The organism is Leeuwenhoekiella sp. H156 (assembly GCF_052218455.1).
Classification (GTDB): Bacteria; Bacteroidota; Bacteroidia; order Flavobacteriales; family Flavobacteriaceae; genus Leeuwenhoekiella; species Leeuwenhoekiella parthenopeia.
In genome coordinates this window covers 3,127,528-3,151,190 of record NZ_CP197499.1, presented here as the reverse complement: position 1 = coordinate 3,151,190, position 23,663 = coordinate 3,127,528, and the positions used below count along the sequence as shown (strand labels likewise).

The 23,663-nt window shown below is 38.0% G+C and carries 18 protein-coding genes; all 18 read right to left on the bottom strand.

Translation table 11 applies throughout. The features are described from left to right. Nucleotides 1-170: 170 nt before the first annotated feature. A complete protein-coding gene (locus ACSSS3_RS13530) occupies nt 171-461 on the bottom strand; it encodes an IS110 family transposase (RefSeq protein WP_442845066.1) in 291 nt (96 codons plus the stop codon). A gap of 283 nt (nt 462-744) precedes the next feature. Continuing rightward, nucleotides 745-966 (bottom strand): hypothetical protein, encoded by a 222-nt coding sequence (locus tag ACSSS3_RS13525; protein WP_442845065.1) that lies wholly within the window; start codon nt 964-966, stop codon nt 745-747. Beyond that, entirely contained in the window at nt 967-5,379 is a 4,413-nt protein-coding gene (locus ACSSS3_RS13520) for an RHS repeat-associated core domain-containing protein (protein WP_442845064.1), read from the bottom strand. It abuts the gene before it with no gap. A 39-nt stretch (nt 5,380-5,418) separates the two neighbouring features. After that, nucleotides 5,419-11,025: a hypothetical protein gene (locus ACSSS3_RS13515; RefSeq protein ID WP_442845063.1), complete on the bottom strand. Its 5,607-nt coding sequence runs from the start codon at nt 11,023-11,025 to the stop codon at nt 5,419-5,421. Nucleotides 11,026-11,153: 128 nt separating this feature from the next. Then, nucleotides 11,154-11,756, bottom strand: a complete 603-nt coding sequence (locus ACSSS3_RS13510) for a hypothetical protein (protein WP_442845062.1) — start codon at nt 11,754-11,756, stop codon at nt 11,154-11,156. A gap of 56 nt (nt 11,757-11,812) precedes the next feature. Continuing rightward, entirely contained in the window at nt 11,813-12,430 is a 618-nt protein-coding gene (locus ACSSS3_RS13505; protein WP_442845061.1) for a hypothetical protein, read from the bottom strand. Continuing rightward, the gene (locus tag ACSSS3_RS13500) at nt 12,427-12,963 is read right to left on the bottom strand and encodes an OmpH family outer membrane protein (RefSeq protein ID WP_442845060.1); all 537 of its coding nucleotides are present in this window, start codon (nt 12,961-12,963) and stop codon (nt 12,427-12,429) included. The genes ACSSS3_RS13505 and ACSSS3_RS13500 overlap by 4 nt, the downstream gene beginning before the upstream one ends. 50 nt (nt 12,964-13,013) lie before the next feature. Further along, nucleotides 13,014-13,976, bottom strand: a complete 963-nt coding sequence (locus ACSSS3_RS13495; RefSeq protein WP_442845059.1) for a hypothetical protein — start codon at nt 13,974-13,976, stop codon at nt 13,014-13,016. A gap of 101 nt (nt 13,977-14,077) precedes the next feature. Beyond that, on the bottom strand, nt 14,078-14,773 hold the full coding sequence (locus tag ACSSS3_RS13490; RefSeq protein WP_442845058.1) for a hypothetical protein: 696 nt from the start codon (nt 14,771-14,773) through the stop codon (nt 14,078-14,080). Nucleotides 14,774-14,812: 39 nt separating this feature from the next. Further along, nucleotides 14,813-15,805, bottom strand: a complete 993-nt coding sequence (locus ACSSS3_RS13485; RefSeq protein ID WP_442845057.1) for a hypothetical protein — start codon at nt 15,803-15,805, stop codon at nt 14,813-14,815. Between the two features lie 37 nt (nt 15,806-15,842). Beyond that, on the bottom strand, nt 15,843-16,805 hold the full coding sequence (locus ACSSS3_RS13480; RefSeq protein ID WP_442845056.1) for a hypothetical protein: 963 nt from the start codon (nt 16,803-16,805) through the stop codon (nt 15,843-15,845). 19 nt (nt 16,806-16,824) lie between these two features. After that, nucleotides 16,825-17,868 carry an interleukin-like EMT inducer domain-containing protein gene (locus ACSSS3_RS13475; RefSeq protein ID WP_442845055.1) on the bottom strand — a complete coding sequence of 348 codons (1,044 nt, stop codon included), beginning with the start codon at nt 17,866-17,868 and terminating at the stop codon, nt 16,825-16,827. Beyond that, nucleotides 17,858-18,493: a hypothetical protein gene (locus ACSSS3_RS13470; RefSeq protein ID WP_442845054.1), complete on the bottom strand. Its 636-nt coding sequence runs from the start codon at nt 18,491-18,493 to the stop codon at nt 17,858-17,860. Before ACSSS3_RS13470 ends, ACSSS3_RS13475 begins: the two co-directional genes overlap by 11 nt. Nucleotides 18,494-18,538: 45 nt before the next feature. After that, nucleotides 18,539-19,399: a hypothetical protein gene (locus ACSSS3_RS13465; RefSeq protein WP_442845053.1), complete on the bottom strand. Its 861-nt coding sequence runs from the start codon at nt 19,397-19,399 to the stop codon at nt 18,539-18,541. Nucleotides 19,400-19,404: 5 nt separating this feature from the next. Then, on the bottom strand, nt 19,405-20,502 hold the full coding sequence (locus ACSSS3_RS13460; RefSeq protein WP_442845052.1) for a hypothetical protein: 1,098 nt from the start codon (nt 20,500-20,502) through the stop codon (nt 19,405-19,407). A gap of 11 nt (nt 20,503-20,513) precedes the next feature. Then, nucleotides 20,514-21,611, bottom strand: a complete 1,098-nt coding sequence (locus ACSSS3_RS13455) for a hypothetical protein (RefSeq protein WP_442845051.1) — start codon at nt 21,609-21,611, stop codon at nt 20,514-20,516. After that, complete coding sequence (locus ACSSS3_RS13450; RefSeq protein ID WP_442845050.1) at nt 21,608-22,537, bottom strand: hypothetical protein; 930 nt, start codon at nt 22,535-22,537, stop codon at nt 21,608-21,610. Before ACSSS3_RS13450 ends, ACSSS3_RS13455 begins: the two co-directional genes overlap by 4 nt. Nucleotides 22,538-22,639: 102 nt before the next feature. Beyond that, the gene (locus tag ACSSS3_RS13445) at nt 22,640-23,626 is read right to left on the bottom strand and encodes a type II secretion system F family protein (RefSeq protein ID WP_442845049.1); all 987 of its coding nucleotides are present in this window, start codon (nt 23,624-23,626) and stop codon (nt 22,640-22,642) included. Between the last annotated feature and the right edge of the window lie 37 nt (nt 23,627-23,663).

Genomic DNA, 23,663 nt, shown 5'->3' with positions numbered 1-23,663 from the left:
AAAGCTTTTGGCCCCGTGCCAGCTCCTAGTATCCGAATTCCACCAGCGCCAGCGATTCCCGGATTTTGAGTTATCGATAAAATGGGTTCATCTCCAAATAATTCTAAATTATAATTAGGACTGTTGGTACCAACCCCAACATTTCCTTTAGCACATCGGTTTTTTTTCCTTTAACATTTTTTTGTTTGACTACCAGAAGTGAGTATAACTTCAAAACCAGACCTCTGTAAATCACTAAAAAGACTCTGCCAATAAAAACCAATACTTTCCATTGCTACTGTAGTAATCCCGTGCAAGTTTAAATAGGAGATGATGTCCTGATGATCTTTTGTGTAAACACCAAAAGAACGAATATTATCCGTGTTTTGATCAACAGCAACGACATGTATACGTGAACCTATATCAATTCCAGCAACGTCAGGATTGATCATAGGTAATAACATTTTTTTATCTCTCATCATTTATTGGGTTTAGAAACTTCAGAGAGACACATTTATATGTTTAAAAGTTTTCTTTACGGGATTCCTTAAAAGGATCACCAAATTATTCGTCAAATTGTCTCAACTAAAAAGTGTAGACTTTATTTATCTGCACCAGATTTTAGGAAGGACTAAAAATAAGTGCCATTTAGTATTCCGGTTTCGTTCTGAAGTTATATCCTAATTTACAAAATGATCAATCTAGTTGTCTTCTATCTTCGATTTCTCAGTCAGAAATATTATGATTTTAGAACGACTCATTGTATTAGATTTTAATCTCTCCAAATACACCTAATGACAACAATTCATCAATAAAAGTTTTACTACTCTCTTTAGAAACTTTTACTTCTATTTTATTTCCTGCAATTAATTTATCCAATAAAAGTTTGGATTCTATTAAACTATTATCTGTTTTTTCAAATAAATATTTGATAAAATCTAATCTATTAAAAGACGGTTTAAAAGACTTTATAACTATATCGACCATTTAAAATTTAAAATTAAAATGTTGTACCTTACCGGGGTTTGCGCCAGTTGTTCTTTTAGCTGTATTGATTATTACATTACTTGCTCCATTTGCGTTAGCGAATTCTCTAGCAAAATTCCTTATGCCTGTTATTCCTATTTCTCCTGCAAAGTCTGCACCATTTATAGTAATTGTATTTCCGTTTCTTGAAAAGAATCCACCTACTTGAGTTTTTACCCCGTGAACTGTACCAGACATTATAACATAATTATCTTCAGCTACATCAACAGCCATTTTAACTCGATTAGCATTTACAGTATAATTAATAGTTTTTGTACCTGCTGAAGCAGCTAAACCACCAGAAAAAGCATATTGTCTTGGTTTTTGAGTTCTGGCATTTGCAAAAACAGTTGGAAAAGCTGCTGAATATCCTGCGCCTATAGAAGCATTGGTCATCATACCTAATCCTTTCCATTGTTCTTTTAATTCTCTGTCAATGGATAATATTGGATTTTGTCCTTGTGGAAAAAACATCTCGATTGTTCCTTTAACACCAACAAAATCTTGATAGGACACATCGCCTATTACTACAGTTTCCAATAGATTTGCACCTAAGACACTTGTTGTAAGACTGTAAGTGTCAGAATCAAAATCATAACCTATCCCTTGTCCATTTGGAACTTGCTCTATACCTAATTTTAAACAGGCTTCAGGACAAGCTGTACAATCTGTACAACCACCATCAATATCTATAGTAGATACTGGATTGTTACCCATTCCAAGATATGGCGAGTGGAACTCTCCATAAGGATCAGTCGTCAACCACCTACCAATCCGTGCATCCCAAAGGCGTAATTCAAAAGCTTCTTTGCCAGTCTCCGAGTCCTTTTCCTGTCCCTGGTATTTATAACGGTATTGCGATTGGTTACCGTCATTGTCCCTGCCGGGTAAAGGCATCCCAAAAGGATAATAATCCGTTTTTACAATGGCAACAGCTTGTGATCCATTTTTTTGAGCTACTGCCCGAACATTACCCAAATGATCAGTAAGTTCGTATAAATAGTTGTTATCTGCAAAACTGGTCTGGTTTAGACTGGTCCTTTTGGCCACGCCTATACGCGAAGCTCCATAAACCGGGTGTTCTATGTTGTTACCGGTATAAATAGCTAATACACTACCTGCGGCATCCCGTACATAATAATTGGTATAGCTCAATGTACTGCCGTTCCAGACTTCTTTCTTGACCCGTTGCCCTTTATCATCGTAGGCAAAACGTACAGACTGGCTACCATTGGTCACCTCGGTTACCAGACCTGCGGTGTTGTAGATGTAAGTAGTACCATCCTGTGTATTTTGGGTCAACTGTCCTATTTTATTGTAGGTATAATTTCCCGGGTTCTGGTCTTTTATATCATTGGCATCTGCATTACCGGTTACCGCATCATCTACATTATCGAGTTGGTTCTTGTCAGCCTTATAGTTATAAGTAAGATTATCCATCTGCCCGGTTGCGCTGTTACGCTTGAGCTTTAAGATATTGCCATTGGCATCATAGGTAATCCCTTCTACGCGGTAAGCGCTGCTACTCCCCGCTCCTATGCTCGCACTGAAGTTGGTCCCTGAAGCAGCTACAAAACCGGGTTTAAGTGTGATGCTGTTTGTGGCGCGATAGTCTCCGTTGGTGGGAGATTCTAAAATTAGGTCTGCCGGGGTGCCGTCACTTGATAAACCCAGATTAAAATCAGCCTTTTCAAGCCAGTTGTTACGGTTGTAGTCGTAGTAATAGTTGCTCTTGGGCATTCCGTGGGTCTTCCACTCAATCCCTTTGATGTTCCCGTTATACTGATCTGTACCTAAAGCGGATTTATCTATTGGCTTTGGTGTGCCTGTTCGTAGGTAGTCGTCGCTGTTGTAGTGAATGGTCATCCCGAAGAGATCATTCTCATCACCTCCGGGGTCCTTGGCCGCTGTAAGATCCGGGTGATTGATACTTTTTAAAGCACCTTCCAGAGTATAGACATAATCCATCCCCTGCAATCCATTACCAATCTCCTTTCTCCTTAAAGCTCCCGTCTCATAATAATCGTAGGTTGACTGTACTTTTAGGTCAGCATCACTGGCACCCGTTTGTACTTCTGTTAACTGTCCCACTGTGTTGTAGGTGTACTTGTGAATGAAACGCTCTGTGGGAACATGCTTCTGATAGTCCACCCGAAGTACTTCGCTGGTTACCGGATCGTAACTGTAATCCATGGTTTTAGTTCCCAAACCGGCAATGGTCTGGACCATCCAGGTCACACGCCCGTATACATCATAACTATAATAGGTGGTACTGTTACTATTACTGGTTTTGGCCACATTCCCTGCCAAAAATCCCGGACTTGCATAGCTGCTGTGCACACTAGCCAATAAACTAAGGTCCGTTGAACTAAGCTTGTCGTAAGTAGTATTTTGGGTTTCCCATTTCTGACCGACAATACCCTCATCGCCATTCAAACCACTAAAATTGTAACCTTTATAACTATTGGTAGGTGAATTTTTCCAAACACCACTTCTTACTGGTCTACCCCTATCGTCATATTCCGTAAAAGAGAATTCAGCGTCATCAGTTGCTTTATTACCATCGGGATTTTTTTGCTTACTGTTTTGTGAAAACGCAATTTGACCATCTTTGCGATATTTAAACCAGGCCTCTCCTTCATCCGGGCTGCTGGTATATTCTAACTGACCCAACGAATTGTATTTGAAAATGCTCTTGAGCTCATCTCCCAAAGGCTGGGTAGTACTGATAAGCCTGCCCGCCTTGTCGTACTTATTAAGGCTGTAATCGTAATAATTCTCCTTATAGGTTACTAATATGGGATCCTCAGAGTCATAATATTCTGTGTTTCTCACAGAAATCCTATAAAAACCTGAAGGTATGTAGGCATGTGGAGTTGAGATTAATTCTTCTGTGGTTAAATCATAGATATCCAGATTAAACTTTGAAAAATTAGATATTGTTAGGCCAGAAAGGCCCGATGGTATATGTACATCTATAAATCCTTGCTTACCTATTTTGACTTGCGAACTTCTCACAGCAGTTCCGCCGCTTCGTGCTGCGGCAAGGGTTTTACCATCAGCATCCTCAAATACTACAGACTCATTTCCGTGAACATCACGAACTACCGTTTTAAAAATAAGATAAGAAGAATTGTACTTAGGATCATTAAATGCGACACTTTGCGTAAGTTCCTGACCGGCAAGCATCGTAAATGAATAGCCCTGTTTCCAATCGCCTCCTTTTTGGTTTCCGCCAATTGTTTTTAAGGTCTCCCCGGGAATAAGCTTACTGTAAATCGTTTTGGCGTAAGGATAATCAGTTACATCCTGATATTTTGATCGGGTATTTCGATTACTATAATACCAACCCAAGGAATTCGACTGTTCACCAACTTTAATCAAGGTATTTGAATCGTTGTCATAATCTGGCGCAGCTAATGTGGCACCATCTTCACGCTTAATAAAATCAGGTTTAAATAAAAAATCTCCGCTTTTTATGGGTGCGCTTATTGTAGATAATTTGGGCCTCCCCTGAGAATCATAACGAACCTCTGAAGCCCAAACGGAATCTGTTTTTTTATCCCAGACCTGGGATTGCTCCATGTTTCCAAAAGAATTGTAATAGGTTTTAGACTTGGCTTCTTCCTGGCCTAAAACATTATAGGTTTTAGTAAGTAGCCAGTTTCGGTCTTCCTTGGCTTCAACTACAGGACAACCTAGATTCTCTCCGTAATTATCCGGACATTGGTCCCTGTTGTCACTTACATATCCATTGGGCTGATCACAGTCCTGCACAGAAACATTAGGATCCCCAAAGCCATCCCCGTCAAAATCGGAATACCATCGTGGTATTGCGTCTACTGTATAGTTTATGGTAAGAGCAGTACTCCAGACTTGTGATGCGTTATCTCTTGCCCTTAAATAATAACGCGTTCCTGATGTTCTTGTTACAGAATAGCTTGCAGAGCCTGTGCTGGTACCAGTTGAAGAACTTTGCCAATACCAGGTCACTCCAGATGGGGGGCTATTTCTTCTTATTGTCGTACTCCCACAGTTATTTGTTATTGATTGAATAGTAGGGCGATCTGGAGGGGATAAACCTTCATCTATACTACCATCACAGTCATTATCTTTTCCATCAGCAAGTTCTGTCGCCCCCGGATAAATATTAGCATCCGAATCATTACAATCTCCTAATCTAGATGCGTAACCATGAGGTGGATCACAGGTTTCTATGTAAAAATTTGATTGCCCCCAACCATCTCCATCTTGGTCTCTATAATATTTTAATGGATAATCGCAATCAATTTCATCTATTGGTCGAATAGTGGTTTGGGAAAATAAGGATCCTGTGATGAAAAATATAGAAATGAGTAATATTACTTTTTGCATAATGTATTACTTTAAAAGCTAAAGGATTCGTGCTAATTATTATAAATACACTGGTGGGCTTCCAGGATTAGGATTAGTTGAGGAACAATTATCTAAAACTTTTACGGGTTCTGAATAGGGATAATTATGTCCTTTAAAATTCCTTCTAAAGCTTGAGTAAAGCACAAAACCTCCATTAAACGATTGTACCTTGTCTTCTACCTTAACCTTACCGCTGCTTGATTCAGGATTTGCTATCTCGTTGTAGATTGCCTTTAGGTTTCCAGCATCATCATAGACATAAGCTGTAGACATATTAGTGCCTCCATTTATGTGAGTTAAATACCCCAACTGATCATACACATAAGAAGTCATCGTTGATTCAGCGGGATGAAATCTAAAATCATCAAAATTTATTGTACCCGAACCACTTTGTTTAACCTGTACAGAGACCGTTTGGTTCACTCCGACTTCTATGTAATAATTCAGTAACCTCCAGCAAGATGCATCTACCTGTTCTGAAGGTTGAATTTGATTCCCATTAAATATAACCTGAGGCAATAATGACGGGTTTGAAGTTAGTCCGATACTTGGTTTATGCCAAAATGAGATCTTATAAGTACCCGGTTGCAAAGCCTTACTTAGATCTGTCTGACTGGAACCACTTGAAGTGCTCAGACTATAGACGGTCTCTCCATTAGATTGTGTTTTGTATGAATATAATCCGGTATGGGCCTTGTTATCCCTTAGTGGATTAACCTGATTCTTAAGCAGGAATGAAGCACTTGAACTGGAAGCATATTCCGCATTATCAGCGTATGATGCAGAAGCACGGGAATTCACTACCGCACCTACTTTAGAATCCTTATCTACCATAAAAGTAGAGGCAAAGTTCCCATTGATATCTCTCACTTCTAAGGGAGATGACCAGTGATTGTATCTCGTTATCTCAGACACTTTCTGCCATTTAGAAGATGAAGGCGTGTTTGTACTCCAGTTAAAATTATCCTGATTCGCTGTTATTGTACTTATATAGTTTCCGTGTTCAGGGTCGACTGCATCTTTCCAAATATACTGGGACTGCTTCCGCCAAATTCCAGGTCCTGCATTGGAATCAAAAGCAGTATAATCCAGATTAGAATAATTCCAGTTATTCTTCCAGGAGGTCAGCGATGCGTTTAGTGTCCTGTCTGCACCGTTAATAGTTGCCGTGGTAATTGATAAGGCCTCCTGACTTAACATATTAGCATTTGAACTATTCAATACTTTAGATCCCATAGCCGGATACTTTGTATAGGCCGGAATTTTTTCGCTAGTGAGCTGGGTACCATCAGAAAGCTTAGTAATTGTTTTTCTAAAACTACCCAGCCAGGGATCAACGTCTTTAAATTCCTGACTTGTCTCTACACCTCCAGAATAAACCCTGGTTTTCCTAAGCATATTGTTGTAAAGTGTTTTTGAAGAAATACTCAATAGCCGTTTGGTATTGGTAATACTTGTACCCTTCTCATTGGTCTCAAAGACAGTCTTCATTGAATTAAAGGTCTCTTTCGTAATACCTTTATTTAATTCTCCATAATTTGTACCATTTACAATTTTATTCCCGGTGAGGATTTCTCCATTGACGTACTCATTCTCGGTACGCATCATCAATTGTCCCAGCGAATTAAAGTTTTCAACTGATTTAATTTGCCCCAACAATGCGGTGTTAACGTGAATATCAATCTTTTTAGCCTGAATCTTATGTGAAGCAGTACCCGTAAAACCCGAGATATTATCTTCTACTTCTGCCCAAAATATACGGTCTTCTGTATCCGCATCTGCATCCAGAGCCTCCATTTCAATTTCCGGATTAAAAATATTGAAAACAGGTTTTAAAACATGGTGCCTGTATCGGGTTTCACTGGTATAGTCTTCCTCATTTGCTCCAGATGTCTTCATCGTTACATACTCGTACATAACTCCAGGGCCTGGTATTTCTGACTGGTATGGTACAAACTTCACCCCATCCACTGGAGCATAGGACGTTATACCGCTACTCTTACCGGTGAATGGATTGGTATAATCATAAGTAGTTTTATAAGTAGTAGCTCCATCTGTAGTTTTTAATTGCTTAACCCGAAGCCCTCCTCCGGTTTCATCTTCAGGAACTTTATTAGCAATAAGTTTATAAAGCATAGTATGCTTTTCACCTACGCTGTTTCCTAAAAGAGGAACTTCATTTCTATTTTTAGCTTCGTACTCTCCAGACCCTCCCCCGTTTGCTTTGTAAAAAGTTCTATTATTAGCTCTAGAAATATCAGTACCTATATGAACACCAGAATTATCGTTTAATCGTATCTGTACGTGAGATTGTGAAATTGCTACCAATCTACAGTTCTTTTGAGAATTTACATTTATTCCTCCCCACTCACTTGGATCCAAAAAGTTGTTTCTTGATCTTCTAGCTATCCATAAGTCGAGAAAAATATTACTATCTGCATTAAAATACTTTCTAAAATCATCCACTTTGTCTGATTCTAAAATATTCTCCTGATTTTCGATTATTATATCTGTGACGCCGCCGCCAAGGTTTGTACATCTAAATTGTAAATTCTCTTGGAATACTCTTCTTCCAAAAGCTTCTATCCAATAATCATCTTCTTCATAATCAATATCAATACGTGCGCCGGTAGGCATAGAAACTGATTTTAAACTCCAGGCTTGAGCCTTATTACCCGAACCATCAATACCATTGTAATCTCCCTGCATATAGCCCCAGTTATCTCTAAAATCTCTTTTTTGCTCAACATAAGTTTTTATCTGTGCTGGAGTTGGTTTGGTGGTACCAAAGCTTTGAGGAGGAGCTATATTCTTCATCTCCTTAAAGAAATAATCAAATCGAATAGGAGGCATAAAGTCTCGTAAATTCCGATCTTTATAATGAACCGCATTTAAGCTCAGTTTACCCTTCTCACTATTACCCAGCTCCGGATTGGAATGGTTGGGTGCAGCCGCAGAGCTTGCAGAGCCTTTAGCCAATGAATAATCCTGTTCCAGATCAATAACCTTTAGAGCATTTTCTTTAATAAATGATGTACTAACATCATTTACATCAAGAACATTACTTTCAAGCTGCTTTCCATAACGATAGTAACTTCCATAAATATTCTTAAAATACTGTGATTCCCAATTTGGTGCATGTGACGAATCCCTTTGATATGGGGTTGAAGTGCTATTTTGATATTGTAAACCTAAATTACCGCTAGCTCCCTTCGATAATTTTTTCCCAACATCGCCATCAACCAATACAATTCTTTTGAGTCTTAAAGAGTACTCACGGGAATAGCTTACTCCATTCTCTCTAACTTCTATATCTGGATCGGTATAATTGAGTGAATTAGGACCATCATTATCACCCGAATTACCTAATATTTTTGAACGACCATTATTTAAATTTTCAAATTTAAATTTCAAATCCTTCCCGATTGCGTCATAACGAATATCTTTTACAAACAATGCTGTTTGATTTCGGGTATTTATTTTATCTAAATAATACAATTGCTTACGGCCAAAACTATAACCCCCTTTATCTTTATCTTCAATTTTGTCTAAAATATTTGTATTATAATTATAGCTTTTATCAGGATAAGGATCCCTCCATACAAAACCATCAGACCACTTACCGTATTCTAATTCCACCCAATATCCATAATCCTCTTTATTGAAGGTTCCCAACTTATTATTTGATTGATCTGGCCTATCTACATAATCTGGTCCTGTTACAGCGGTTAATAACCAGTGCGTTGCGTATCTGGAAAACTCACGCCGCTCATTAACATTGTTTGCATTAAATGAACCATTTTCCTGTTCGTCAATAAGATTACGATGAACCTGCTCATAATGATAAACGGGTAATGCATAATGATAGGTCTTTCCATCTGGAGCTGTGATTTTATAACCTCCAATACCAGTAGGATCAAATAAGGCCGAATTACCCCGATCATTATTACTTACTGTTGAAGGAGAAATCAATCCGCGATTTCCTGCATAACCAGAATAAATCTGCTCATTTGTAAATACCTCTACATAATTGGGGCTTTTTGCTCTCTGATTTGTAGAAGAAAAACCATTATGATTTCCTTCATCAATAAAACTTGAAAGAGTACCACCGTTCGAAGTATTAACTAAATTATCAATTGTGTTTGTTTCGTTCTGGGTAAACTGACCGTCAAAATAAAATAACGCAGGTTTGCTTCTATTATCGCTATAATTATAGTAACCTAATGTTTTAATAGGCAACGAATTTTGTGGCGCATTATCTCCTGGATCAATTATGACAGATGGTGACGAGCCCGCATGCCAAAATACATGAATGTCTTTATCGTTAGCATTACTTGTACGCACTCCCTTACCTGCAATTATTGTATTTTCAAATAAATTAGGAGTCAAATTACCCATAAGTCCCTGAGCAGATACGTTATAATTATCATACCCTATGAAATCAAAATTTACATTTTCTATCTGCTTGGAATAATCCCCAACAAATTCTTCTTCAGTCTGAGGTATTGAAGTACTATATGTATCTAAACTTGTTGCTCTATTGATATAGTCATAGAAACCTGTATTAGAATTAACATCGTAGATTTTCGGATTATGCCCCGTAACACTTGGTGTCGTTAAGGGATAATGATCATTTGAGTAAAGTGCTCCCCAACTATAATTTTCAAAACCTTTCTTGATATTAACTTTTACTTTACTTTGATTATAGCCCAGTGTTATTGGTAATCCGACAAAATGTAAAGGAAGAGCTATCGCAAATGACTGTTGACTAACACTTGCGTCTCCTACAGATAATTCCCTGCTTTGAACAGAACCTCCCGATCTTGCTGATGCGCCAGCACTATTCGAATAGTTTGATCCTGCACCTACACCGAAAGATCCAGAGCCATCAAAGGAAACATTCAAACTGTTACTTACATTACTAAAATCATTAGACCCTGAATCCTGGCCCTTTGCTCCTACACCTAATCCAAAAGACACTTTCTGTGAAGTCAAAGAGTACGATACACCTCCGCCAATCCCGGCATTATCTCCTAACCCTATACCATAGCTTAAACCTACACTCACATCTCCCCTGGTATCAGCAGATATAGAGCCTCCTACGCCCTCAAGTCCTAAAGTAGCAAGACCTGCAGATACATTTACGGAGCCAGAAAGACCTTTACCACCTCCCCAATTCGCGCCTGCACCCACACTTATGGCACCTGGTAAGCCTACTGATACCGACACGCCATGATAAGTTGTCTCACTATAAAATGAATTAAAATCAATACTTACCCCATTCTTAAGGTCGTCAGGAGTATTGGTAACCGAGCGGTTTATAGCACCAGGGGTTAAATACCAGCCGAGACCTACCCAGGAAGCATCTAAATCTGAGGTGATTCCTGCATGATACGATAAGTTTACAGGATACCCCTCTACATCTAAAAGTGGTAAAACATAAGTTAAATCTCCCGTAGAAAGACTGACCATATCCGTAGCATCTACCGGTTCAAAACCTGCTGCTTCGGGTGAGTTTGGTCCATTATTATTTGCATAAAGCATATTGTACGGAAGCAGTGCATTGAGCATGATCACATTTAAAAATAACGCAAGGATCTTATGTGAGCGTTTTGTCTTTCTCATATTCCTTTGGGTAGTTTTCATTTTCATTTTTGGTAAGCTTTAACAATTCCAAAACAACTAAAACCAAGGCTGGTTTTCTAATTTTCTATCTCGGTATTTATAAATTCAGACTACTACTTAAGCCTTTATCAATCACAGTTTTCATTGTAATACGTCACTATCGCCCGCAGGTCTTGTTTACGGTAGTCCTTCGCTTCTATTTTCTCTACCAGCTGAGGGCAATCTTTAAAATAATCACTCGCTGCTTTGATGAAATTCTTAGTGAAAAGCTGATTGGAGCCCAGATGGGTCATCCCTGTTTCTGTTTCTCGCTTCAGGTAGAAGTTGTCTATATTGTAAGCATAACCACCAAAGCCCATTCCCATTCCTCCGGCTGCTCCAAAACCCATAGGTGCCCCCGGGTTATAACCCTGCCGGTTGGTAGTATACAAACTCACCCTACCTGTGACAATCTCCTGTACCACCAGCTCATCTTCCTTATCTGCTAACGGTAATTTGATGTAGCGCTTTATGCCCTCATTGGTGTTGTACTCCGCCTGAGCGATCTCATCAAAAGTGTAAGTGACTCCCTTGCCCTGACGCTCGGTCTTAAACTTTACTTTTTTGTATGGGTTTTGGGTAGCAAAACCTTTGGCCACTTCCCCATTTTCCATATATAGGGTGACCGGGGCCAGTGGTGCTGCACAACCAATCAGTACAGCCACTGACAACAGGGTGAAAACAAATTTCATCTTCTTATAATTTTATGTTCTATTTGGCCGACTTTACAGCTACAAAGCCGTAAAATCTAAAATTCTATCCCGGGCTGATCTGTAAAAACAGATTTGGGAAACTTAAAGGATACCTCCCCGGTTCCAAAACCAAGGTCCTGAAGCGTTAGGGTAAAATAATCACCTTCTGCCCGTTCTACCTCTTCTTTGGGGTAGACCAGCATCATGGTTGTTGAGCGGCTCATCCCATACATTCTGGGGTATACATAATCTGCAAGGGCTACCGTATCCCGCGTAGCGGTAATCAAATTGAGTTTATCTCCCATCCCAAATGCCAAGGTGTTGACCATTGCTCCAAACCGGTTACGGTCTGCTGCCAAACCGTTTAAAAGCTCCTGATTATTCTTAGACATAGACAGGTTAAAATACAGATAAGAGCCGTACTTAGAACGCAGGCTATCCACCTCCTCTTGAGTATATCCGGTGCTGAGCTCCTGAAAAACCAACAGGTCTGTAGGCCGGTAAAGCATACTAAAATCTACACCATTAACTACCTTAGACACCAGATACTCCGAATCTTCTGCGGTGATATACTCGGTTAGCTCGTCACTCGAATTGAAGGTAGGTGTAGAACACGAACTCACCCAGAGTGTCAGTGATAGTACAACTAAAAAGCTTAAGTAGCTTCGTATCATTTGCCTGTGAATTGCGTGTTAAGCTCTTCAAGCACTTCATCAGTAAGGTCTGAGCCGTCCTGCGCGTACATAATCGTCCCGCCTCCGGTGGCACCAAAGATGATGCGATAGCCTTTTTGCTCGCCGTATTCCTTCACAAAATCATTGATGTCGTTGATTACCGTTTGGGTAATCTTGTGATGTTCCTGCTGAATCTGCTTTTGTACAGCCTGCTGGTAGCTGTTGATCTGTTGCTGCTTGTTGGAAAGCAATTCCTGTTTTAACTCCAGCTCTTTCTTTGACATGGAACTGCGTTCTTTCTCGTAGTTCTTTAACTCATTTTGCCAGTCGGTAAGCAAGCTGTCTGCATTGGCTTTTAAAGTATTGGCCTTAGCCTCAAATTCTTTTTTAACCACAGCGGTACGTTTATAACCGTCTAAAAGCCGGTTGACATCTACATAAACCAGTTCGCTGCTGTTCTTTAAATAAAAAAAAGTGAAAACACCGAAAACCAAGGCTAAAACACTAATAACTAAAGGGGTAATCTTACTCATACTAAAAATTAAAATTTATTTTTTTACTTTATAACGGTAACGTATATAACCTACTGCTTTTCTAAAATTTCAAGGCGTTTTAATAGTCTATTTAATAACTTCTCCTGATCAGCCAAACGAGATGTCAATTCTTCCTCACGGGAAGCACGTACTTCTAATTGGTTATTTTGTTCTTCTAGTTGTTGATCCTGTTGAATCGTGTATAATGTTAATTCTTCTATTTTCTGAAGCAACTTTGCATTCATTTCTCCAAGAAAAATACCATTCTCTTCTACTTCAGTCGCACTGGGTATATTATCAAGATGTCCATATTTTGCAATAAACTCTTTAACTTCACCCAATGAAGGCAAATCATAATTCTTATCAAAAACAAAGTCGGCCCATCCAGTTTCAACCTTAATTTCGTTTGCTCTAATCGCCCCATTCACTCCAAGCTTAAAATCTCCAGAATTACTTGTGCCTATTCCAACAAAGCCATCATTTCTAAAAAATACTAATCGCTTATTTGAATAAATACTTACACCCTGATCTGGATCTGTAGGAGTATAAATACGTACCTCACTGGGTATAGTAGAGTACTCCGAGATTTCTAATGTCGGCGTAGGGTTTAATGGAGCATAACCCAAAATTCTGACATCACCTCCTCCGGGTCTTTCACCTATAATTTCATTTTCACCAATAAATATGTCGCCACGAACATCAAGGGTACGCTTCGGCTCCGTGGTTCCTATACCAACCCGTAAAGAATTGGTATTAAGATACATTATATTGTTTCCTGGTTTTCCATCTACAGTATTTATATCTGTGAAATAAATATGATCATCGCTCATTATCCTTAAATTACCAGAATAATCATCAATCCTTGAAAAATAATTTGCCCATGATTGGTTACCCCAAATCAGACCTTTCATTGTAGTTCCATTGTGAAAACGAAACCCATCGAGAGATTGTTCTTGTCCGGTTATTACATTGGTTAAAAGCATTAAACTTACTAAGACATAATTTTTTTTCATATTTAATTGTCAGTTTATAAATTACACTTTTCCAAAATCAGATATGGATTGAGCAAATAAGGTTTCTCATAATTATACATTACCTTATTATTCAATTAATATTATTTTACACTTTTTTCAAGGTTATCAATTCGCCGAATTAGCTCCTTATTCAGATCTTGTTCCTTAATTAGATATAAAGTAAGCTCTTCAATTTTCTTAAGTAATAGCATATTCAGATCTCCTACTTCAATACCGTTTTGTTCAAATTCTTTTGCGGAAGGAACTTCGGGTAAGTGTCCGTTTTCGTAAATAAACTGTTTAACCTCCTCCAGGCCTTTTAATTTATAATCGGCATTAAAAACGTAATCAGGTGCTGGTACAGAGAGATCAACCTTTACTTCCTTTGCGTGAATCTTCCCGTTAACGGCAAACTTTTCGTCAGGACTTTGGGTATTAACCCCTATATTTCCATTGGGCAGGATTATCAAATGACTTTTATTATCACCTGCCCCAAAATGAACCGGATTGATAGTTCTTGAACCTATTTCAACCCTACCCCCTTCTACTTTAAACTGTGCTCTTACAGCAGTGTGATTAGGTCCGCTAAAATTTTGCAAGGATAGTTCTGCCCAAGTATTAGTGGGTGCTGTAAAAGTTCCTAAAAAACCGGAGCTCCCTTCAACAAGTAAATTTCCTTTTACATCTAGTTTTTGTGAAGGTGTGGTCGTTCCAATACCTACTCTATTACCTGTATCGGTAACTTGACCACAAGCAAACGAGCTTATTAATCCAAAAAATACTACTAAACATTTCATTTACAAAATCTTTAAATATTACTCTCGCTTTATTACTACTCAATTTGTAATCTTTACACCTTCTGCCCATTTGAATATCTTCTCATTCTGCAATTCAAGATTCTCTATCTTCGCATTTTGATCTATTATATAAAGGGTCAATTCTTCGATCTTTTCAAGAAGCTTCAAATTCATTTCCTTTAAATTCAGGCCTTCTGATTTAAATTCTGCGGCTGACGGTATGTTAGGAAGGTGTCCATTTTGATCAATATAGGCTTCAACTGCATTGATACTCCATAAATCGTATCCTTCCTTAAAAACATAATCCGGAGCGACTGCACCGTTTAAATCCACTTTTACTTCCTGTGCATGTATCAGACCCTTCACAGCTAATTGGGAGTCCGGATTTGATGTACCAATACCTACAAATCCGTTAGATTGTACCGTGAAATGTGATTGCCACAAATTACCATATGTAGTACCTACCACAAATTTATCGGACAGACTGGTCAGATTGTCACCGATGTTAACTCTTAACTCAGAAACATCATAACTACTATTGAATCTGGATATCCATAGGGGGTCTGTATTTAAATGAGCCCCCAGAAAATACAATTTATTACCATAACTGTTATTCTGCGTAGCAGCATCCGAAAGGTTAGAGCCTAAATTTATATGCCCATTTACTTCAAAGGAGGTACCGGGTGAAGAGGTGCCAACACCCACTCTTCCATCTCCTGCGATATGCATTCTTATTTTTGGGCTACCCCCATTATAAGGCATAGTCAAAAATTGAAGATAGGTATCCCAAGATCCTCCACGGTAAGCTCTTATTACGGCTTCACCGGCTGCGGCAAAATCAAAATTGATATCCCGAGCACTGCCAGCACCAAGGGGTTGATTAGGCCCCACAATGGTAAGCTCAGGTATATTATCATTTGTAGAAGATCCTATTTTTAAATTTCCGCTTGAACTATTGTCGCCATTGGTATCCCATTGGCTGAATAATAATGCCGGAAAAGCCAATATTAAGACTAAAGATGGTATTTTCATTTGATAAGTTTCATTAGCTAGACGAAATTTGAAATATCTATTCTCGAGTTGATTGATGAGATAAGACAGAGAGTCTATTATTGATATTTTTATTCTGCAATTCAAGATTTTCTATCTTCTCATTCTGATTGATAATATACAGGGTTAATTCTTCAATTTTTTGTAATAACATTGCATTCATATCCCCCAAGGAAATTCCATTCTTTAGAATATGTTCCTTATTCGGGATTTCCGGTAAATGCCTATTGCTTTTTAAAAAAAAATTGAGATCCTTAAGTGGCATCAACTTATATTCTTTGTCAAAGACGAAATCGGGCCAACTTGACATTTCAACTTTTACTTCACGAGCTCCTACAGAACCTTCTACTGCAAGCAAGTGATCTCCTGTGGTTTTAGTACCAATACCTACACTTCCATCTCGTTTTATGGTCATAAGGTCTCGGGCAATCGGAGCTTCAAGAGCTCTAAATACCACTATATCACTAGATGATGAGCCTATATTGAGTGTCGTCGAAGTATAAAACTCATTAGGATCCATTATCAATGCATTGGTCCCGTCATTTATATGTAAAAAACTTCGGCCTGGCTGCCATTCTCCGGCTATTGTTCCCGTATTTCTGATCTCAACACGTCCTAGAGGTGTTATTGTGCCAAAACCAAAATTCCCAGAATTAGTTACGACACCCCGATCAAAACCCATTGTTTTATAACGTATGCTTCCTGTTTTTGCAGCTAGATAAAGTTGGTCGCCTACCTGAGTAATTTGGTTATCATCCATTCCTATACCCTGCTGCACCTCACCAACTAAAAGCCATGAATAATTCAAATTATCTGTAGGACCTATAGTACCATTGCCTATAACATTTAGAGCAGTACCCTGTGGACTTACCGTACCCACACCCACTTTTCCGGTTGTGGGAAGTGTATTGGTCTGACCAATGGCTAAAGGACTTAAAAAGAATAACCCCAGTACCAGAACTGATTTAACTTTTGTGACCATACAGGATATATTATCGCTATTAATTTTCACCGAATTTTTCTATTAGCTTCTTAAACTGGGCTAACTCGGCATTTATAGATTGAAGATGTTGCTGCTGCTGCTCTATCAAATTTTCCTGCCGCTCAGATTCATGTTCCTGTTTGATTATATATAGTGTTAACTCTTCAACTTTCTTTAAAAGCAACATATTCATAGTTCCTACAGATATACCTTCATTTTCAAATTGAACTGCCGATGGCACCTCTGGTAGGTGTTTGTTATCGCGAATGTATTTTTCAAGTTCCTCAAGGCTAAGCAATTGATAGGAGTCCTTAAATACATAATCCGGAGCAGGGACTGAAAGATCAACACGAACTTCTTCTGCATGAATTTTTCCTTTTACAGTTACTAATTCATCAGGATTTATTGTTCCAACACCAACCTTACCACTATCGTCTACAATCAAGCCTGGTTGATCATAATTTCCATTAGCTTTTAGAAGTACATTACTTGCACTAGTTGCAATGAATCCATCTTCAATTAAAAAAGTCGAAATAATTGCAAAATTGCTCCCGCTCTGCGCTTTTTGCATTGTTTCAATAACTGTATTATTGGTCTGACCAATATTTGCACCATAAAATAATGCTGCATAAGGCTTTCGCCCGCCACCTCTACTATTGGCTAATTTATAAAGTCCTAATCTTCTAGCTGCAACCCGTAAATTATCAGTTATATTAGTTTCCCAAGCATCTCTTGAGCAAAGTATTCCTATCTGTCCTCTTGCTAAATTATTTAACGCTGTAGCAAGCGCTTCTGATTCTGCTGGTTTACCATATGTGTCATAATTATATGATGAAATGTGTTGCTGAGTAGTTGCATCAAGTATGGTTAGGCTTAATCCTCGGGAACTTACAGTTGCACCCGTAACAGTATTATTAACTAAAACCTGATCATCAAGTTTTACTTCTCTGATTTTAGAATTATCATTATTCCCAGTCCCTCTTACGAAGAGCGTGGCCTGTCCATTTACCGTACTAATAAAAAAAAGAAAAAAACTGATGGAATAGATTAAACTAATTTTCATTATGTATTTCTTGTTTAGTTTGTGGATTTACTATCTGCTTTTTTAAACGAGATAAATCCTCTTTCTGCTTATTTACTATTTCCAGAAGTTGTAATTGATAAAGTGTCAATTCCTCAATCTTTTTTAACAAAAGCATATTCATTTCTCCTACAGCTATACCTTTGTCCTCCAATTCAATGCCTGAAGGTATTTCTGGTAAATGACCATTTTCTTCAATATATTTTTTAACTTCCTCCAAAGATTTAAGTTTATAATCTGATTTAAAGACATAATCAGGTGCAGGGACTGAAAGATCAACACGAACCTCCTCTGCATGAATATCTCCTTTAACAGTTAATTCTGCGTCTGGGTTAACCGTTAAAATTCCTACCCGACCATTAGCCATTACCGTAAATTTAATTCCTTGAGCCGGCTGAGCAGTCCCAGATGACAATTGTAAGATTCTAGAAGTTGCCGAGGGATCTACTTGATTGACATAGAGTGCTGCTCCTGCAGAATTGTTTCTAACCAAATGATGGTAATCTGTTCCATTCAAATTAGACCTAAATACCCCAGTATATGTGGTTTGACCAATTAGTTCTCCTATGAAACAAAAAAATAGAAGATAGTATAAAATAATTTTCATATCCGATAAATCATATATTGATTTGAAATTCCTACTAATTAACTCTTAATGAGTCATCAAGATTTTTTTTATTTCCTTATTATCCAATTCCAGGCTTTTAATCTTTTCACTTTGATTGATAATATAAAGGGTAAGCTCTTCAATTTTCTTTAAAAGCAACATATTCATAGTTCCTACAGATATACCATCTTTTTGAAATTCATCGGCCGATGGTACTTCTGGTAGGTGTTTGTTATTGCGAATATATTTTTCAAGTTCTTCAAGGCTTGGCAATTGATAGGAATTCTCGAATACATAATCAGGTGCAGGAACGGAGAGATCGACCCTGACTTCCTCTGAATGTATTTTGCCCTTTACAGTTAATTTTTCATCGGGTGAAGTAGTGCCTATACCAACTTTGTAATCCTTAATTCTTAATACCGATAAGCCAGAATCATCTGTGAAACTAAAACCTCCATCAGGATTACTACTTCCCATTGAATTTTTAAATCGAATCATTCGATTAATTCCTCCTGAAGAAAATTGTTCAATACCTCGGCCAGGCCAATCCCAGTAGATAATATTACCCGAGCCTTGAAGTCTAATATTACCATTTATATGGAGTTTGTCCAGGGGATTAGATGTACCTATACCGACTTTACCGCCCTTTGCATTTATATAGGTATTTCCTTCACTATAATAATTTAAATAGGTATGATACCCTGTTCTCGAGTCTAAATGCAAGTTCCCATTTGTGGCAACAACAGAGGCAACATTAGGATCATTTCCGTTACCGCCCACTCTTAAATAGGCATTCCAGGTAGAATTAGGCCCATATAAATGAAAACTGTTTCCCGACATAGGTGTAGATTGGCTTTGAGCTATAAGGCTTGTCAGCAAAAGAAACGTTAGTAAAATAAACTTCATAAAATTCAAGACTTAGTTAATATAGCTACTTGCTTCGTTAACCGATCAATTAGCTGTTGTTGTTTTTTATTCTGTTCATCTTGTTGAATTAGATAAAGGGTCAGTTCTTCTATTTTTTTCAAGAGGATAGTGTTCATTTCACCCAATTCGATACCATTCGACTCTATTACCGTGGTTTCACTTGGTACATCCGGTAAATGCCCATTTTTTGAAATATAGGCTTTTACTTCATCAAGGGACTTTAAATTATAATCTGATTTAAAGACATAATCAGGCCAGGCTGATTGAAGTTGTACTTTGATTTCTTCAGCGATTGCTTTACCCTTTATTGCAAAAGTATACCCTGATGGTATCTGTTTCGTGTTTATCCCAACGACATTCGCTCCAAAGTCTCCAAAAATCAAGGGGATATCATTTCTTGAGTTTTCAATATAAAGTTTTGACCCCCCTGTTTCATTAAGACCTGCTTCATAACCCAGAAAAACATTTCCAGATCCTTGACTAAAATAACCAGCCTGATACCCTAACATCACGCTGTTGGAAGCAGAGGTGTTGTTATGTGCAACATTTCTTCCGAGCATCACATTACGCGAACCAGATGTATTATTGTTTGCACTTCTAAGCCCAATGTAAATATTGTCAGAGCCATTAAGATTACGGTAGCCTGCATCAAAACCAAGAAATACATTTGAAGACCCTGTAGTAGTATTAATTCCACTGTGAAATCCTAAGAAAGTATTATTACTAGCATTCAAATTTAATCCAGCGGCTGTACCAACGACCGTATTAAATTGCCCGTCCAAAATATCCCTTCCGGCTCCCGCTCCAATTAAGACATTATGACTTCCTGAATTATTATTAATTCCAGACCCATTTCCTATGAAGGTATTGGAGTCCCCTGAAACGTTACTTTTACCCGATTCGAACCCCAAAAACGTATTAAAACTTGATTCTGAGGTAGAAGATTGTCCTGCATTGTTACCCACGTGAACATTATAATTGCCGCTTGTCCCTGAATTAGTCCCGAGGTTGGTAGTGGTTTGAGCATTTGCAAATGATGCTAAGCTCAAAAAGCTATAGAATATTACGCCCTCAAATTTCATAGTAATAATACTTAATTTAGTTGTTTTTTAATAGTGTGTATTTCTTCCTGCTGAGTTTTAATAATATTAATGAGTTCATTAAGCTTTTTTTCCTGAGTTATGGTATATAAGGTCAATTCCTCTATTTTCTCAAGAAGCAGTGTATTCATCTCGCCGAGCTCTATTCCTTCATTCTCAGAAACTTCTTTGGCACTTGGGATTCCGGGTAAATGTCCCCGAGCATTAATAAATGATTCCAAATCTTTAAGGTCTGGCAAGACATAATCTGATTTAAAAACATAGTCAGGCCAGGCAGCTTGTAGCTGCACCTTTACTTCCTCAGTGATTGTTTTACCATTTACCGCAAACGTATAGCCCGAGGGAATGTCTGCAGTATTTATTCCAACAACATCGGTATTAAAATCTCCAAAAATTAAAGGGGTATAATTAGAAGAGTTCTCGATATATAATTTATTACTGCCTAGTTCATTATAACCCGCACCATATCCTAAAAAAACGTTGCTGCCCCCCGTATTGAGATATCCAGCTTTATACCCCAATACTACATTATTAGAACCGTTCAAGTTTGAATAACCGGCATCTTCCCCCACGGAAACGTTTCGCGAACCGGATTGATTTTTTTGACTTGCTTTTCTGCCCAATGCAGTATTATTAGATCCTGTAGTATTACCAAAACCGGTATCATATCCTACAAACGTGTTGCTATTTGCTGAGGTTGTACTTCTACCTGCACTTGTTCCAATTAAAGTGTTTGCTGTTCCAGTAAGGTTTACGCCGGCAGCTGAACCAAGTATAACATTTCTTGAACCCGTAGCATAACGCCCTGCAGAAACTCCAATGAAAACGTTATGCTCTCCGGTTTCTAAATTAGTTCCAGAAAGTGACCCTAAAAAGGTATTACTAAAACCCGTGGTATTATTTAAACCAGATTCAAAACCAATAAAAGTATTATTATGAGCCTGCGGAGATATAGATGCCATACCAGCAGACTCTCCTATATGTACTCCAAAACGCCCACCCGTTCCTGAATTTAAACCCAGATTAACCGTATTCTGCGCAGTCAATAATGCGGAGTGTGCGTACATTATAAATATCAGTACTCTTTTCATTTACGTAAATGCTTTATTTGTTTTTCATGAATATTCAATCTTTTTTCCAACCGAATAATATATAGTGTTAGCTCCTCTATCTTTTGCAAGAGTTTAGCTTCCATTTCACCCAGCATCAAACCATCCATCTTGACCTCTTCAGCACTTGGCACTCCTTCCAGATGTCCTTCGCGTTTTATAAAAAGTTCTACTTCCCGAAGTGAAGGCAGCGTATATTCCTTCTCAAATACATAATCCGGCCAGGAATTCATATCTACACGAACCTCTTTAGAATGAATGGTTCCATTAACCGATAGTTTTGAGTCTGGAGTTGTTGTCCCTATACCTACATTTCCATTCCCTGTTAAGGTAAGCCGTAATTCGCCATTTGTTTTTAGACCAAATAGATGTTTACCCGTATCAAAGACATCCTTAAATTCAAGACCCCAACTATTCCCTCCACTTGAACTTGCTCCGCCATCACGAAAGAAATAGATACCGTTACCTGTGTTTCTAGACATTCCAAATAAGGTATTACCAGATATTCGAAAATTACCTTGAAGGTCTAATGCCTGTGTGGGGTTAGCTGTACCTATACCTACATTTCCGTTAAAAAAACTTTTATTTGAATAAATCTGGAAATTCTCGATATTTTGATTTGACGTTTCAAACTTTGTAATGCGAATATTACCTATTGCGCTACTACCTCCAGATTGGATATAATTATACCCATCATTATGACCCGTAAAGAATTGTAAGGAGGGGGATGATGAATGATTTGGATCTCCAAACAGGACCTTTTGACCAGCTCCATAAACGTGTAAAATTCTACTAGGACTATCAGTTCCAATTCCAACGTATCCGTAGGTTGGAAATTTATTTTGTGATAATAAATGATTACCAAACCCCATTAAAACAAACAGGATTAAATGATTTAAAGAATTCACTTTTTAAAATTATTTGTGAACCCAAAAAACTTCATTTTTCTGTTGTAAATCAAGCTTTACAAGTCTTGATTTATAAATTCAGGGTAATACAAAAAATGTTGGTTAGCCAATTACCTCACTTAACCCAAACATCGGTAAATACATCGCAATGAGAATGACGCCCACAATCACAGCTACAATCATAATTATAATTGGTTCTAATGCAGTGGAAAATATTTTGGCCTGTTGGGTTACCTGCTGGTTGTATAATTCATTCAAGCGCTTAAATATAAAATCAGTCTGATTGGTTTCTTCCGAAACCTGAATAAGCGAAATCATCTTTTGATCAAAAATGGATTCTTCAGCCATACTTGCACTCAGACTTTTCCCTTTCAATATTCGCTCCTCTACTCTTCCCAGGGCCTGCTCTATAGGATAAAAGGGTATCATCTTTTTCACCAGACTCAAGCTGCGTAAAACAGGAACCTTTGCACTTACCAGTAAAGAAATGGCCTGAGTAAATTGAGCAAGATAGGTTTTGCGCACAAAATTACCGATATAGGGTATTTTCAATATTATCTGGTCCCTAAACCTGCGATATCCCTGCTTTTTTATGTAAAGCTTTCTACTAAATAAAAGGGCTGTAATTATTAAAAGCACTAGTATTCCATAATCTCCAATAACATTAGAAACCCTAACAATCAATTTGGTTATTAAAGGAAGTTCGACGTTGTTTTGCTTAAAAATTTCCTGAAACATAGGTACGATAAAGCGCAACATAAAAATCACTGAAAGCGCTGCCACACTCAAAACAATAATAGGATAAGTTAAAGCGCTAATCAAATTTCGCCGCTGTTCATTTCTTCGAATGTAGTAATCACCTAAAGCTTCTGTAACCTGATCCAAGGTACCTGTAGTCTCCCCTATTTTTAAGGAATGGTACTCGTAGTCTGAAAACTCTTTTTTTTCTTTAGCGGCCTCCGAAAAATCTTTACCGGCTTCAATGCGTTCAATTAGACTATAAATGAGGTTTTGGTCAAATTTCTTCTTTTGAGAATTGGCTAAGAGCTTTAAAGCATCTTTTAACCGAACTCCTGCTTTAAGAAGCAAGCTCAATTCAACATAAAAGGCCTCTTTCTTTTTGGAT